10 protein-coding genes and 5 tRNA genes are annotated in these 14102 nt (G+C 74.1%); 9 read left to right on the plus strand and 6 right to left on the minus strand.

What is annotated here, in order from left to right:
- The first annotated feature begins 295 nt into the window (after positions 1-295).
- From cobT to AC07CM_RS14515, 3 genes are all read left to right on the plus strand, one after another.
- Positions 296-4309, plus strand: a complete 4014-nt coding sequence (gene cobT / locus AC07CM_RS14505) for a nicotinate-nucleotide--dimethylbenzimidazole phosphoribosyltransferase (RefSeq protein WP_478876710.1) — start codon at positions 296-298, stop codon at positions 4307-4309.
- Positions 4310-4450: 141 nt separating this feature from the next.
- On the plus strand, positions 4451-5683 hold the full coding sequence (gene cobA / locus AC07CM_RS14510) for a uroporphyrinogen-III C-methyltransferase (RefSeq protein ID WP_478876711.1): 1233 nt from the start codon (positions 4451-4453) through the stop codon (positions 5681-5683).
- A gap of 74 nt (positions 5684-5757) precedes the next feature.
- Positions 5758-6576 carry a TrmH family RNA methyltransferase gene (locus AC07CM_RS14515; RefSeq protein ID WP_478876712.1) on the plus strand — a complete coding sequence of 273 codons (819 nt, stop codon included), beginning with the start codon at positions 5758-5760 and terminating at the stop codon, positions 6574-6576.
- Positions 6577-6586: 10 nt separating this feature from the next.
- On the opposite strand, the gene AC07CM_RS14520 is transcribed toward AC07CM_RS14515, so the two are convergent.
- Positions 6587-7981 carry a protein kinase domain-containing protein gene (locus AC07CM_RS14520; RefSeq protein WP_478876713.1) on the minus strand — a complete coding sequence of 465 codons (1395 nt, stop codon included), beginning with the start codon at positions 7979-7981 and terminating at the stop codon, positions 6587-6589.
- A 603-nt stretch (positions 7982-8584) separates the two neighbouring features.
- On the opposite strand from AC07CM_RS14520, the gene AC07CM_RS14525 reads away from it, so the two are divergent.
- The 3 genes from AC07CM_RS14525 to AC07CM_RS14535 all read left to right on the plus strand — a co-directional run bounded on the left by AC07CM_RS14525 (position 8585) and on the right by AC07CM_RS14535 (position 10610).
- Positions 8585-8761 carry a hypothetical protein gene (locus tag AC07CM_RS14525; protein ID WP_014671580.1) on the plus strand — a complete coding sequence of 59 codons (177 nt, stop codon included), beginning with the start codon at positions 8585-8587 and terminating at the stop codon, positions 8759-8761.
- A gap of 506 nt (positions 8762-9267) precedes the next feature.
- On the plus strand, positions 9268-10224 hold the full coding sequence (locus AC07CM_RS14530) for a phosphotransferase (protein WP_478876714.1): 957 nt from the start codon (positions 9268-9270) through the stop codon (positions 10222-10224).
- Positions 10225-10304: 80 nt separating this feature from the next.
- The gene (locus AC07CM_RS14535; RefSeq protein ID WP_478876715.1) at positions 10305-10610 is read left to right on the plus strand and encodes a TFIIB-type zinc ribbon-containing protein; all 306 of its coding nucleotides are present in this window, start codon (positions 10305-10307) and stop codon (positions 10608-10610) included.
- 53 nt (positions 10611-10663) lie between these two features.
- Here AC07CM_RS14535 and AC07CM_RS14540 read toward each other — a convergent pair.
- From AC07CM_RS14540 to AC07CM_RS14560, 5 genes are all read right to left on the minus strand, one after another.
- Positions 10664-10735 (minus strand) — tRNA-Val (locus AC07CM_RS14540).
- A gap of 53 nt (positions 10736-10788) precedes the next feature.
- A tRNA-Val gene (locus tag AC07CM_RS14545) sits at positions 10789-10860 on the minus strand.
- A 26-nt stretch (positions 10861-10886) separates the two neighbouring features.
- Positions 10887-10958: transfer RNA gene (locus AC07CM_RS14550), tRNA-Val, on the minus strand.
- 1 nt (position 10959) lies between these two features.
- Positions 10960-11033, minus strand: a tRNA-Cys gene (locus AC07CM_RS14555).
- Positions 11034-11071: 38 nt separating this feature from the next.
- Positions 11072-11144: transfer RNA gene (locus AC07CM_RS14560), tRNA-Gly, on the minus strand.
- 178 nt (positions 11145-11322) lie between these two features.
- Between AC07CM_RS14560 and AC07CM_RS14565 the strand changes: the two genes are divergently transcribed.
- From AC07CM_RS14565 to AC07CM_RS14575, 3 genes are read left to right on the plus strand one after another with little or no spacing between them, the layout of a single operon-like run.
- Positions 11323-12399 (plus strand): chorismate-binding protein, encoded by a 1077-nt coding sequence (locus tag AC07CM_RS14565; protein ID WP_478876716.1) that lies wholly within the window; start codon positions 11323-11325, stop codon positions 12397-12399.
- Positions 12396-13217, plus strand: a complete 822-nt coding sequence (locus AC07CM_RS14570) for an aminotransferase class IV (protein ID WP_478876717.1) — start codon at positions 12396-12398, stop codon at positions 13215-13217. The genes AC07CM_RS14565 and AC07CM_RS14570 overlap by 4 nt, the downstream gene beginning before the upstream one ends.
- 54 nt (positions 13218-13271) lie before the next feature.
- Positions 13272-14096 carry a GNAT family N-acetyltransferase gene (locus AC07CM_RS14575; protein ID WP_478876718.1) on the plus strand — a complete coding sequence of 275 codons (825 nt, stop codon included), beginning with the start codon at positions 13272-13274 and terminating at the stop codon, positions 14094-14096.
- The last annotated feature ends 6 nt before the right edge of the window (positions 14097-14102 follow it).

The raw sequence follows: 14102 nt of genomic DNA on the forward strand, positions 1-14102 counted from the left end.
GGTGGCCCGGAAATTCGTTCGCCAATGTCCGGAAAACACGCCCGTTTTGGGGCGGGTGTGGTACGGCAGAACCCGAGGACGCGCAACGTGGCGCAGTCCACAGCGGACTGTCGCGGATCATGCTGTCGCGATGGCGGAACGGCCGGGACAATGCCACTGAATGGCTTTGTCGCCTTTTTTGGGCGGGTCGTTCGTGCCGCTGGGCACGCACGCTCGTTCTTCACTACGGGGCGGTCGGTGCGCCGTTCCGGGTGAGCTGGTCGTAGAAGCACTAACCGATGGGCGAGGGGTACGCATGACCGACACCGGCCAGGTCCCGGGCGAGGGGCAGCCGGAGAGCGCAGGCATGGTGGAGCAGCCGGGCGTCCCCGCGCACGGCGCGTACACCTACCTCTCCGAGGCACCCGCCGAGGACGAAGACCTGCTGCTGCCGGGTGCCCAGGGCGCGTGGGGCAACGAAGTGCCGCCACCCGCCCCGGAACCGGTGGTCGAGGCCGTCCATGAGCCGGGCCCGCACGAGGCGGCGGGCCGGGACAGCGGTTCCGTCGACCTCAACGGCGTCCGGCTGCCGAACCCGGCGCCGGCGTCCGTGCCGTCTTCCGCCATCCTCTCGAACCCGCACGACCAGGCGGCGGCAGCCCAGCCGCCGCGCCGGCCGCTGCACCTCGGCCCGCCGATCCCCGACGCCTCCGCGAGCCCGGTCCGCTCCCTCGCCGACCGCGGCCCCGCGGGAGCGCCGGTACGGCAACCGGGGCCCGCCGCGACCGGGCCCGAGTACCTCGACGTCCAGCCGCTGCGTGAGATGGCTCCGCAGAACGCGGCACCGTGGGGCGCGGCGCCCGCCGCCGTGGCCCAGGTCGGCGCGGAGCCGCCGGCCGCCGAAACGGTTGGTCCGGCCGGTGCCCCCGAGCCCGCCGCCGACGCGTCCGACGCCGCCCAGGCGGCGGTGGCCCGACTCGCCACACAGGCGGCCGCACAGGTCCGGGCCGAGGACGTCCGGGCCGCGGGCGGGCCGCAGGGCGTGCACGGTCACGACGGTGTACAGCCCGCGCACGGCCACGACGGCGTGCACGTCACTCCGGGCACCCCGGGCCAGGCGCCCGAAGGCGCGCAGGCTTCGGCCGGTGCCGAGCCGGCGGCTCCGACGGGGCACGGGCATGGCATGCCGGGCGCGCAGCCGGCCGAGGCCGTGAACGTCCCCGGGGCCGAGGCCGCCGTCGACGCCGTGAGTGCTGCCTACGGCTCGGTCGTGGCCGAAACGCCGGCCGCGGCGGAAGTCGCCCCGCAGGCCGACGGGGTCGTACCCGCGCCGGAAGCCGTGGAGACCGGGGAGACCGTCCCGGCAGCCGAGACCGCGGCAGCCGCTGAGAGCGGACAGATGCCGGAGGTGGCGGAACCGGTCGCTCCGGTCCAGGCGCCGGAAGCGGCACAGGTCGCGGAGCCCGTCCGGGCGCCCGAGCCCGGCCGGCCGGCCGAACCCGTTGTGCAGCCGGCCGAACCCGTTCAGGCGGCCGAACCCGTGCAGCCCGTCGAAGGCACGCAGATCCCCGAGACCCCGCAGGCGGAGGTCCCCTCGGCCGTCGCCGAGGCCGCGGATGCCGTCCCGGCGCGGGCCGAGAGCGCCGACGCCACCGCCGAGGGCATCGCCGACGCGGCTGCCGCCGCCCACGCCGTGGCCGAAGTCGCGGAAGCCGAAGACGTCGCCGTGGCCGCCCCGGTGCAGCCCGACCCGCAGGCCTCCGGCATCGCCGAGGCCGGCCCCGTCGCCGCCGATCCCGCCGCCCAGGTCCCGTCTGCCGCCGACCCCGCGCAGGCACCCGAGTTCGTGCCCGTTGCCGAGCCGATGCCGGCCCACGGAACCGAATCGGCGGAGGCGGCTCCCGAGGCCGTCGCCCCGGCGCAGGACGCCGTACCGGCACCGATCGCCGAAGGCACCCCCGTGGCGCCCGAGCCCGCACCCGAGCAGGCCCAGGGCCCGCAGCTCGCGGGGCCCGTTCCGCACGACGGCGAAGTCGCGGCCGCCGAGCAGCAGCCGCAGCCTCAGCAGCAGGATGCGGACCAAGTCGCCGCCGAGCAGGCAGCCGCCGTCGGCACGCGGACCCCGGCCACCGGCACCGCCCTGCCCGCCGGCCCGCAGCTCCAGCCCGCCGAGGACGCTCCCGTCCCGGCGGCGGACGAGACAGTGACGCCGGCCGAGCCGTCCCCCGAGGCCGACCCGGCCGCGGGTGCCGCGCAACCGGCCGCCGCCGGTACCACCGAGCCGCTGCCCTCCGGCGTCCCGCTGCAGCCGCACCCCGAGCAGCCGCTCGGCCGGTTCGTGCCTGTCGAGGGCCAGGTGCCGACCACCCCGCACCTCGCGCCGACCCCGCCGCACCCCCTCGTCCTGCCCGCCCAGGAGCAGCGGGAGCCCGTCGCCACGGTCCCCGCGCCCCGCGAGGCGGAGCCCGCCGCAGCGGCGGCCGCGCCGGACGGCGAGCACGCCCCCGACGTCGTACAGCAGGCGGAGGACCTGGAGACCAGGGCCGCCGACCAGGAAGAGAGCGCGGCCGCAGTGGAAGAGGCAGGACAGTCCACCGGACCGGCCGCTCCCGCGTACGACGACGCCGAGCGCGAGGCCGTCCTGAAGGTGATGCGCGAACGGCGCGACATCCGCAACGGCTTCCGCAACGACCCCATCCCGCACGAGGTGCTGCTGCGCGTCCTGGAGGCGGCCCACACGGCGCCCTCCGTGGGCCACTCGCAGCCCTGGGACTTCGTCGTCATCCGGTCCGCCGAGACCCGCCGGACCATGCACGAACTGGCCATGCGCCAGCGCGAGGCGTACGCGAAGTCGCTGCCCAAGGGGCGTGCCAAGCAGTTCAAGGAACTGAAGATCGAGGCCATCCTCGACACCCCCGTGAACATCGTCGTCACCGCCGACCCGACCCGCGGCGGCCGCCACACCCTCGGCCGGTACACCCAACCGCAGATGGCGCCGTACTCCGCCGCGCTCGCGGTGGAGAACCTCTGGCTCGCCGCCCGCGCCGAGGGCCTCGGCGTCGGCTGGGTCAGCTTCTTCGACGAGCGCGAGATGGTCCGCGCCCTCGGCCTGCCCGAGCACCTGGAGGTCATCGCCTACCTGTGCGTCGGGTACGTCGACGAATTCCCGGACGAGCCCGAGCTGATGCAGGCCGGCTGGTCCAAGCGCCGCCCGCTGTCCTGGGTGGTGCACGAGGAGACGTACGGCCGCCGCGCCCTGCCCGGAGAGGAACCCCACGACCTGCTTGCCGAGACCGTCGCACAGATCCGCCCGCTCGACGCCAAGGCGCTCGGCGAGGCCTGGGAGCGCCAGAAGCGCATGACCAAGCCGGCCGGCGCGCTCGGCATGCTGGAGATCATCTCCGCGCAGCTGTCCGGGCTGTCCCGGCAGTGCCCGCCGCCGATCCCGGAGCCCGCGGCCGTCGCCATCTTCGCCGGCGACCACGGCGTGCACGCCCAGGGCGTCACCCCCTGGCCGCAGGAGGTCACCGCCCAGATGGTGGCCAACTTCCTGGGCGGGGGAGCGGTCTGTAACGCCTTCGCCGGCCAGGTCGGCGCCGAGGTGTGCGTCGTGGACGTCGGTGTCGCCGCCGACCTGCCCGCCACGCCCGGCCTGCTGCCCCGCAAGATCCGCGGCGGCACGTCCGACATGACCACCGGCCCCGCGATGAGCCGCGAGGAGGTCAAGGCGGCCATCGAGGTCGGCATCGAGACCGCCCGCGACCTGGTGGCGGCCGGCAACAAGGCGCTGCTCACCGGTGAGATGGGCATCGCCAACACGACGGCGTCCGCCGCTCTCATCTCCGTCTTCACGGGAGCCGACCCCGCCGAGGTCACCGGCCGGGGCACCGGCATCAACGACGAGACGCTGGCCCGCAAGACCGAGGTCGTCCGCCGCGCCCTGGAGCTGCACCAGCCGGACCCGGCCGACCCGATCGGTGTCCTCGCGGCCATCGGCGGCTTCGAGCACGCGGCCATGGTCGGACTGCTCCTCGGTGGTGCCTCGCTGCGTACGCCGGTGATCCTGGACGGCGTCAGCGCGGGCGCCGCGGCTCTCGTCGCCCGTGCGATCGCCCCCGAGGTCCTCGCGGCCTGCATCGCCGGCCACCGCAGCGCCGAGCCCGGCCATGTGGCCGCCCTCAACAAGCTGGGCCTGCGCCCCCTGGTCGACCTCGACCTGCGCCTCGGCGAGGGCACGGGCGCGCTGCTCGCGCTGCCGCTGGTGCAGAGCACGGCCCGGGCGATGCACGAGGTGGCGACGTTCGATTCGGCGGGGGTCACCGAGAAGTAGGGGAGGCGCACGTGGTGGTCCGGTGCTCAGCTGCCGGACCACCCGTGCCGTCTGCGCTGCCCACAGCATAAAATCCGCACGTCAGGGCCGCTTCGGAGCTGCAGCGGGCCCACCTCACAGCTGCACGAGGAGCCGTACCTCATGGCCGAACACCCCGCCTATCCCGTAGGCCTCCGCCTCTCCGGCCGCCGCGTGGTCGTCCTCGGCGGCGGCCAGGTGGCCCAGCGGCGTCTGCCGGCGCTCATCGCCGCAGGTGCGGACATCGTGCTCGTCTCGCCGGAGGCGACTCCTTCCGTGGAGGCGATGGCGGACACGGGCGAGATCACCTGGGAGCGGCGCGCCTACGCCGAGGGCGACCTCGCCGGGGCCTGGTACGCCCTCATCGCCACCAGTGACCCCGAGGCCAACGAACAGGCCTCGGCGGAAGCGGAGCGCCACCGCGTCTGGTGCGTCCGCTCCGACGACGCCGACCGGGCGACCGCCTGGACCCCGGCGACCGGCCACAGCGAAGGCGTCACCGTCGCCGTCCTCACCACGGACGCGCGCGGCCGCGACCCGCGCCACACGGCCGCCATCCGCGACGCGGTGGTCGAGGGTCTGCGCGACGGCACCCTGGTCGCCCCGCACCACCGCACCCGCACGCCCGGTGTGGCCCTGGTCGGCGGCGGCCCCGGCGATCCGGACCTCATCACCGTCCGCGGCCGCCGCCTGCTCGCCGAGGCCGACGTCGTCATCGCCGACCGGCTCGGCCCGCGTGACCTGCTCGCCGAACTCCCGCCGCACGTCGAGGTCATCGACGCGGCGAAGATCCCGTACGGCCGCTACATGGCCCAGGAGGCCATCAACGACGCGCTGATCGAGCACGCCAAGCAGGGCAAGTCCGTCGTCCGGCTCAAGGGCGGCGACCCGTTTGTCTTCGGGCGAGGCATGGAGGAGGTCCAGGCGCTCGCCGAGGCCGGCATCCCCTGCACGGTCGTCCCCGGCATCTCCAGCTCGATCTCGGTGCCGGGCGCGGCCGGCATTCCGGTCACTCACCGGGGTGTCGCCCACGAGTTCACCGTGGTCAGCGGCCATGTCGCCCCCGACGACGAGCGGTCCCTGGTCGACTGGCCGTCGCTGGCCGGACTCACCGGCACGCTCGTGATCCTCATGGGCGTCGACAAGATCGGGAAGATCGCCGAGACGCTCGTCGCGCACGGCAGGTCGCCCGCGACCCCCGTCGCCCTCGTCCAGGAGGGCACGACGGCCGCGCAGCGCCGCGTGGACGCGACCCTCGCCACGGTCGCCGAGACCGTACGCGCCGAGGACGTGCGGCCCCCGGCGGTCATCGTCATCGGCGAGGTCGTGAACGCCGGTCCCGAGCCCGCGGCTTGATCACGCGTAACCCGGGGTAACGCAACCCGTTCCCAGCCGTTGGCAGCACACCCAGGACAAGGCAGTATCACTCTGTGGCCGATCTCATCACCGTTGAGGATCCCGACGACCCGCGCCTGCGCGACTACACGGGCCTGACCGACGTCGAACTGCGCCGCAAGCGCGAGCCGGCCGAAGGCCTGTTCATCGCCGAGGGCGAGAAGGTCATCAGAAGGGCCAAGGAAGCCGGCTACGAGATGCGCTCGATGCTGCTCTCGGCCAAGTGGATCGACGTCATGCGCGACGTCATCGACGAACTCCCGGCCCCGGTGTACGCCGTCAGCCCGGAAATCGCCGAGCAGGTCACCGGCTACCACGTGCACCGCGGTGCCCTCGCCTCGATGCAGCGCAAGCCGCTGCCGACGGCGGCGGAGCTGCTCCGCTCCGCCCGCCGGGTGGTGGTCATGGAGTCGGTCAACGACCACACCAACATCGGCGCCATCTTCCGCTCCGCGGCCGCCCTCGGGATGGACGCGGTACTGCTGTCGCCGGACTGCGCCGACCCGCTGTACCGCCGGAGCGTCAAGGTCTCCATGGGCGCTGTCTTCTCCGTGCCGTACGCCCGTCTGGAGACCTGGCCCAAGGGCCTGGAGTCGGTCCGCGAGGCCGGCTTCACGCTGCTCGCGCTCACCCCGGACGAGAAGGCCAAAACCCTGGACGAGGCCGCCCCCCACCGGATGGGCCGGGTAGCCCTGATGCTCGGCGCCGAGGGGGACGGCCTGTCCACGCAGGCCCTCGTCGCCGCCGACGAATGGGTGCGCATCCCGATGTCCCACGACGTCGACTCCCTCAACGTGGGAGCGGCGGCCGCGGTGGCGTTCTACGCGGTGGCGTCGGGACGGCCGGGGGCCTGAGCCCGGGGCGTCACTTCCCGGGGCCGGACGTGAGCGTCGACTCGTACCGCTGCGACAGCGGCTCGCCGTCGTCCGGTGACGTGAAGCCCGTCCCCGTGTGCTGCGGCTCGCGCCGGTCGCCGTCACCGCCGAGCCCGCGCGCCGGACCCTGACAGCCCTGCGCCACCGCGATGCCCAGCGCCACCAGCAGTGTCACCACCACGAACACGAACAGCCGCTGGCGCAGCAGCCGGGGATTGGCCGGCCGCCGCCCGGTCCCGGTCGCACGCGGCGCCGGACGTCCGGCGCCGCTGCGCGCAGCGGGCCGGCTCCCGCTCCCGGAGCGCGGGCCCGCGACGCGCGGGGTGGGGGTGGGGCGGGCCGCGCCCGGCCGGTTGGCGACACCCCCGTTGCGCGGGGCGCTGCCGCCGCGCGAGGGCGCACCGCCCCGTGCCGGCGTGCCGCCGCGCGGCACCGGAGTGCCGGGGGCGGTCCGCCGCTGGGTGCGCTGCTGCTCGGGGTAGGTGTCCACGAGCCGTCCGGTGGGCCGGTCGGCCTCCGCGGCACGCGGCGCGGGCGGCCGTGCGTCGGTCAGGCCCTGTGCCTCGCGGGCGGCGATCTCCTTGAGCCGCAGCGACAGTTGGAGCGTGCTGGGCCGGTCCTCGGGGTCCTTGGCCAGACAGGCCCGGACCAGCGGGGCGAGGGCGTCCGGTACGCCGTACAGGTGCGGCTCCTCGTGCACCACGCGGTACAGCATCACCTCGGAACTGCCCTGTCCGAACGGTGAGTCGCCGGTCGAGGCGTACGCCAGGGTGGCGCCCAGCGAGAAGACGTCCGTCGCCGGGGTGACGAGCGCGCCGCGCACCTGTTCGGGGGCGAGGAAGCCGGGGGAGCCGACGGCGGTGCCGACGTGGGTGAGCGTGGAGGCACCGGTGGCCCAGGCGATGCCGAAGTCGATGATCCGCGGCCCCTTGGGGGACAGCAGGATGTTGGAGGGCTTCAGATCCCGGTGGACGACGCCGGCCTCGTGCACGGCGACGAGCCCCTCGGACAGCGCGGCGCCGATCGCCGCCGCGTCGGCCGCGGCGAGCGGGCCCTCGCCTGCGACCTTGTCGTGCAGGGAGGGGCCGGGCACGTACTGCGTCGCGAACCAGGGACGCTCCGCCTCCAGGTCCGCCGCCACCAGGCGGGCCGTGCACCCGCCCCTGATGCGCCGGGCCGCCGAGACCTCACGCGCGAACCTCGACCGGAACTCCTGGTCCTCCGCCAGATCGGGCCGGATCACCTTCAGCGCGACCCGCTGCCCCTTCTTGTCGGAGCCGAGGTAGACCACACCCATCCCGCCCGCGCCGAGCCGTCGGTGAAGCCTGAACGAGCCGACGACGCGCGGGTCCTCGCGCCTCAGGCGCATCATCGCCATGTTCATCCCCGCTGCCCGGTCCCTGTGACGTGGCACAGCTTACGTTTCCACGGCCGCCTGCGCGCAGAGGCCGCGCCCTCTCGGGCGGACGGATTGTGCGCGGCGGGCGCACGAGGTGAAACGCGGTCAGGAAGCCAGTCCCTGAGGTGGCTTTGGGGCTCCTGTGGCTTCAACGTACGCATATGACAAGGAGGTTGAACCCGAGACGGATGACCACGGCCCGGGACCCGCGACCTCCCGGACCGGCCCGCGAGCCCGCGGGCGTACGTCGTTCGGAACCGTCGGCGGCCCGGATGCGGCCCCTCACCCCTACCCGGTCGAAGTGATCGAAGTCACTCGAACCGTCCCGCCGGACGGTCCGGACATGGCGGTACACCGCGGGCGCCCCCTCCGGGAAGACCCCGAGACCTGGGACCGCGTCTCCACCCAGGGGAGTACTCCTCGGGCAATGGCTCATCCTCCGGGAGGCCCGCGATTCGGTACGAGGGCATGACGTCCGCCGGGCGCCCCGCGCCTAGATTTGAGGTCAAGCGGCGGGTGCAGCACTCGTCCCCCGAGGTCAGGCACCCGCCGCTGCCAACGACAACCGAAAAGGTCAGGAGAGGGACCATGGCCCACACGGCACCGAGGCGCACAGCGTTCGCCCCTCGCCGGACGGGCCGTCGCCACCCCCTGGTGGCGACGCTCATGGCCCTTCCCCTGGCGGCCCTGCTCCTCCTCGTCTTCGACGGCTGGGAGACAGTGGCCACACAGGCGTCGTCCGTGGGTGCGATGCTGGGGCGCTGAGCGGCGACCCCAGGCCCGGAAGAGCGGTCCGGGCGGGGACATCCATCCATGAAACCCCGTGGGGACGGGGGTCCGGCGGACGGCACAAATGCCGGCGCAGCTGGGGAGCTGCGCCGGCATCGCCGTTCCCTGGACCCGTGACGGGCCGAAGCCCACGTAGCTGCGGGCACTCGCGCCTCCCTCGGTGCGCACCGTCTACGACCCGGACGCCGACGACGTTGTCCAGGCCGAGCTCGCCGCCGACGCGCGGGAAGCCAGGCTCCGCGAAGCCGCCGGGATCACGGCCCGCGCCGATGAGCGCGCCGACGCCCTGACCGCCCTCGACCCTGACTGGCGGCCTTGCGGAACCGGGGGGACCCCAGGCGCCACGGGTGGGCGCGGCGGCACCCGGCAAGCGCGGGCGAGCGACCCCACCCCCGCCCAGCCCCAGCGCAGGGCGCCGACGCGGCTCCGGCGACCGTCACCCGCGTACGCTCACCCGCAGACCCCACCCACCCGAGGCCCCCGTGACCCCAGACACCCCCGCCCTCCTCCCCGCCCTCACCGCAGAGCTCACGGCCACCGCCCACCCCCGAACCGGCGGAGCCCCCTGCACCTGCGCCACCATCCCCCTCGCCGACCGCCCCGACGCCACCGTCGTCCGGCACGCCGGCACCGTCGCCAAGGCCCACGCCCCGGACACGGTCCCCGCCGAGCTGGCCCTCCGCCTCTCCGCGGCGACCCGGCTCCCGGACGTCCTCCTGGCCCCGCTCGCCGCCACCCCCACCGCCCTGCACGAGCGTCTGGTGACCCTCTGGCCGTACGGCGCCCCCGTCGACCCGGAGGACCCGGACGCCGCCCCCTGGGAAGCCGCCGCCGCGCTCCTCGCCCGGCTGCACCGGACGGCCCCTCCCGGCCCCCTGCCCCCGATGCGCGGCCCCGCGAAGGCCGCGCACGCCGTCGGCCGGCTGCGGACGGCCGTGAGCGCCGCGCCCCACCCCGCCGCACCCCCGGTCCTCCAGGCCTGGCAGGCTCTGCCCGCCTGGGCCCGTGCCGAGGCCCCCATGCCCGGCACACCGGCTCTCTGCCACGGCGACCTGCACCTCGGCCAGCTCGTCCGCCACCCCGCACCGGACGGCCCCTGGCGGCTGATCGACGTGGACGACCTCGGCCTCGGTGTCCCCGCCTGGGACCTCGCCCGCCCCGCCGCCTGGTACGCCTGCGGGCTCCTCCCGCCCGACGAGTGGACCCGCTTCCTGACCGCGTACCGCGAGTCCGGCGGCCCCGCCGTGCCCCCGGACGGCGACCCCTGGGCCGCCCTGGACGTGCCGGCCCGCGCGCTCACCGTGCAGACCGCGGCCCGCGCGATCACCAAGGCGCTCGCGGCGGACCGCCCCCTGGACGAGGTGGAACGGGCCCTGGTGGACGCCTGCGCCCGAATGAGTCCGGTCCCGCAGCAGTTGGGACACGGATTCCCGGCGTAGGGTGCAACCGACCGGGGCCCGACGGAGTCTGTCCTGGGGAAACGCGAAGCAGTACCAACCGGCGAGGAGTTGAGCCGACCATGCAGTGTCCGAAGTGTCATGCGCCGATGCACACCTACAACCGCAACGGCGTCCAGATCGAGCAGTGCAGCGGTTGTCGCGGCATCTTCCTCGACTACGGCGAGCTGGAGTCGCTGACCCGCCTGGAGTCCCAGTGGTCCCAGCCTGCGGCGCCCCCGCCCCCGGCGGCCCCGCAGGCGTATCCCGCGCCGTCCGCCCCCGCCTGGGGCGCCCCGCACGGCGGCGGCCACCACGGTGGTCACTACGGCGGCCACGGCAGCCACCACCGCCACAAGAGCTTCGGCCACATGCTGTTCTCCAGCTGAGCGCACGAAGAAGCCCCCGGCCGTACGAGACGGCCGGGGGCTTCTTCGGTGTGTGGACGATACTGGGATTGAACCAGTGACCTCTTCCGTGTCAGGGAAGCGCTCTCCCGCTGAGCTAATCGTCCTCGGACCACGATCACTCCGCTGTAACTCCATGGAGCGGATCATGGGCACTGCGTGCGCGATACTGGGATTGAACCAGTGACCTCTTCCGTGTCAGGGAAGCGCTCTCCCGCTGAGCTAATCGCGCGGGTGGGGACCTTCGAGAAGATCCAGTGGACGATACTGGGATTGAACCAGTGACCTCTTCCGTGTCAGGGAAGCGCTCTCCCGCTGAGCTAATCGTCCTTGGAGGTGGAGACGGGATTTGAACCCGTGTAGACGGCTTTGCAGGCCGTTGCCTCGCCTCTCGGCCACTCCACCAGGAGTGTAGGGGACCGGGAAGACCCCTTCTTCCTTCGAGCGGACGACGAGGCTCGAACTCGCGACCTCAACCTTGGCAAGGTTGCGCTCTACCAACTGAGCTACGTCCGCCTGTCGTTTCGGTCCGCTTGCGCGTCCCGGCGACGTGTTGAACTCTAGCGGATTCCCGGGCCAGCACAAAAACGCGTTTGCGCAGCGTGCTGCGCTGCACCCGACGGACTACGTGGTCAGTGCCCCCGACGGGACATCCCGGAGCCACCTTTCGGACACCCGTCCTAGACTCGACCCCGTGCTCCCCCACCCTCTCAGACGCCCTTCCGGGCTCAGTCCTCTCGCCCGCTTCGGCGACCGGCTCGCCACCGGACTCCTCGATGTCACCAGCGATCCCGCGGCCCTGGACTCCACCGGCTTCTGGGCCGTCTGCGCGGACTTCGAGGGCGGGCTGACCTGCGCCCGGTTCGCGCAGGTGCGGCGGGAGCCGGTGCCCGCCCCGGTGCCGGGCGCCTGGCGCGGCCCGGCCGTCGGCGACTGGACGTCCTCCCTGGACCGCGCCGCGTACACGGCGGCCGTCGGCCGGATCCGCGAGCACATCGCGGCCGGCGAGGTCTACCAGGCAAACCTCTGCCGGGTGCTCGGCGCGCCCGTCGCCTCCGACGCCGACGTGGACGCCCTGACCGCCCTGCTGGCCCGCGGCAACCCGGCGCCGTACGCGGGCACGATCCGGCTGCCGGAGCACGCCGTGGAGATCGCCACCGCCTCGCCCGAGCTGTTCCTGCGCCGGGACGGCCGCACCGTCGAGTCGGGCCCGATCAAGGGCACCGGCCGCACCGAGGCGGACCTCCTGCAGAAGGACTACGCCGAGAACGTGATGATCGTGGACCTGGTCCGCAACGACATCGGACGCGTCTGCGCCACCGGCAGCGTGACCGTGCCGGACCTGTGCGCCGTGGAGAAGCACCCCGGCCTGGTGCACCTGGTCTCCACCGTCCACGGCGAGCTGCGCGCCGGCGCCGGCTGGCCGGACCTGCTCGCCGCCGCCTTCCCGCCCGGCTCGGTCACCGGCGCCCCCAAGTCGAGCGCCCTCAGGATCATCGAGGCCCTGGAGACCGCGCCGCGCGGCCCGTACTGCGGGGGCGTCGGCTGGGTCGACGCCGACCGGGGCGTCGCCGAGCTGGCCGTGGGCATCCGCACCTTCTGGATCGACCGGTCCGACCGGGGCGCTGCGGTGCTGCGGTTCGGCACCGGCGCCGGCATCACCTGGGGCTCCGACCCCGAGGGGGAGTGGCGGGAGACCGAACTGAAGGCGTCGCGGCTGCTCGCGGTAGCGTCGGGAACGTACGAGGCGAGTGGAGGCGCACTGACATGAGGATCTGGCTGGACGGCGGGCTGCAGGACATCGAGTCCGCCCGGGTCTCCGTCTTCGACCACGGCCTGACCGTGGGCGACGGCATCTTCGAGACGGTGAAGGCGGTCGACGGGAAGCCCTTCGCGCTCACCCGGCACCTCGACCGGCTGACCCGCTCTGCCCGCGGTCTGGGCCTGCCCGACCCCGATCACGACGAGGTCCGGCGGGCCTGCGAGGCCGTCCTGGAGGCCAACCCGATGCCGCTGGGCCGGCTCCGGATCACCTACACCGGCGGCCACGGTCCCCTCGGCTCCGACCGCGGCGACCACGGCCCGACCCTGGTGGTCGCCCTCGGCGAGACCGCGCGCCGCCCCGACGTCACCGCCGTGATCACCGTCCCCTGGACCCGCAACGAGCGTGGCGCCCTCACCGGCCTGAAGACCACCTCGTACGCCGAGAACGTCGTGGCCCTCGCCCGCGCCCACCAACACGGCGCCTCCGAGGCCCTGTTCGGCAATACGGTCGGACAGCTGTGCGAGGGCACCGGGTCGAACGTCTTCGTCGTCCTGGGCGGCGAGATCCACACCCCGCCGGTCTCCTCCGGCTGCCTGCCCGGTATCACCCGCGCACTGGCCGTCGAGTGGTCCGGCGCGAAGGAGACCGACCTGCCGCTGGACGTGCTGGAGCGGGCCGACGAGGTGTTCCTCACCTCCACCCTGCGGGACGTCCAGGCCGTGCACCGGATCGACGACAGGGAACTGACCGCGGCCCCCGGCCCGGTGACCGCCAAGGCGATGCAGATCTTCGACGAGCGGGCCGGCGACGACCTGGATCCCTGACGGACGCGGGAAATTCGGCTGACCGGCGGCTGCCGAGCGGGTAGAACACCCGTGATGACGACGACCCTGCGGCCGGCCGAGCCGCTCCAGCAGCACGCCGACGGGACCCGCTCGCGCCGCTACCAGGTGTGCGTGAACAGCCGTCCCGTCGGCGACATCCACCTCGGCACCTCGCCGTCCCTCGGCGCCTCGGTGGCCCGCATCCTCGACCTGCGGATAGCCGAGCCCGACCGGCGGCGCGGCCGGGGCACGGTGGCCGCGCTCGCCGCGGAGGAGGTGGCACGCGGCTGGGGCTGCACCCGGATCGAGGCCGAGGTCCCGGCAGGGGCAGCGGCCGCACTGCGGCTCGCCGAGGTCCTCGGCTACCTCCCGCGCAGCCGCAGGATGGAGAAGCGGCTCGGCGACACTCCGCCCGAACTGCCTTCGGGCAGCCGGGCGCGGCCCATGACCCCGGCCGAGTTCGAACCGTGGCTGGAGCACGAGTCCGAGGACTACGCCCGGATGTGGATCGAACAGGGCGTGCCCGAGGCCGCCGCCCGCGCAAAGTCCCAACGGGACCACGAGACGCTGCTGCCGCGCGGCCTCGGCACCGGGGACATGCTCTTCAGCGTCCTGGAACACGAGGGGACGCGGGTGGGCACGCTGTGGGTGGCCCTGCGGGACGTCAGGGCGTACGTCTACGACGTCGAGGCCGACGCGGCCCACCGCGGCCGGGGGCACGGCCGCACGCTGATGCTGCTGGCGGAGCGCCAGGCGATCGGCGCGGGCCGGACTGTTCTCGGGCTCAACGTGTTCGCGGGCAACACCCCGGCCGAGCGGCTGTACGAGTCGCTCGGCTACGAGACGACCGACCGCTCCTTCTCCAAGCCGCTGCTGTAGGGCCCC

It is taken from the genome of Streptomyces sp. NPDC044061, assembly GCF_056434305.1.